This is a genomic window from Siminovitchia jepli (genome assembly GCF_047228825.1).
Lineage (GTDB): Bacteria > Bacillota > Bacilli > Bacillales > Bacillaceae_C > Siminovitchia.
In genome coordinates this window covers 1-581 of the sequence record NZ_JBFEGN010000228.1, presented here as the reverse complement: position 1 = coordinate 581, position 581 = coordinate 1, and the positions used below count along the sequence as shown (strand labels likewise).

Sequence of the window (581 nt, the reverse complement as noted above, 5' to 3'; positions counted from 1 at the left end):
CCTTCCTTGAAGCCATCCATGCCGTTTTCACGGAAATGGTTACGTGCATGAACTTTCACGTTTTGTCCGCTGCGTCCAAAGTCTTCTCCCACTGCTTGAAAGGTACCATCTGCAACGGCATACAGCATCGCCGTACTTCCTGACTCTGTCAGCCTCTGATACGGTTTCAGCCAGGTCAACCGTTTCATAAATGTACGAGGGCAGTTGTTACACTTATAACGCGGATGCAAGAAAGAGTCATAAATCGGTGTCCCGTTATACGTTCCGCCAATTACGACTTTTGAATGATATTCATGAACGGACGTTGACCACATTCCGCAGTCGGGACAGCGATCACCATTATCAGGCAACAATAATTGCCGATGTAAGCCTGCATTGGGATAGCCAAAAGGAACTTCCTTTTCATGAGCAATGACAAATGGGACTGTTTCAGCTTCAGATTCCATGGTATAATGGTTAAGCATCCAAATCATCCTTTCGTATGGTGGGTTGGTACTTAACCATTACGACGATGATTTGGATTTTTCCTTTTTTATGTCGAATTTTGAACATTATTTTACCCAGACTTTGTTATTGAACCA

At 43.7% G+C, this 581-nt stretch carries 1 protein-coding gene; it reads right to left on the bottom strand.

Annotated elements, in window-relative coordinates; all coding sequences use genetic code 11:
- Nucleotides 1-464, bottom strand: a 464-nt coding sequence (locus AB1L08_RS22515; protein WP_413066794.1) for a hypothetical protein, incomplete at its 3' end; no start/stop codon positions are given.
- Nucleotides 465-581: the final 117 nt, after the last annotated feature.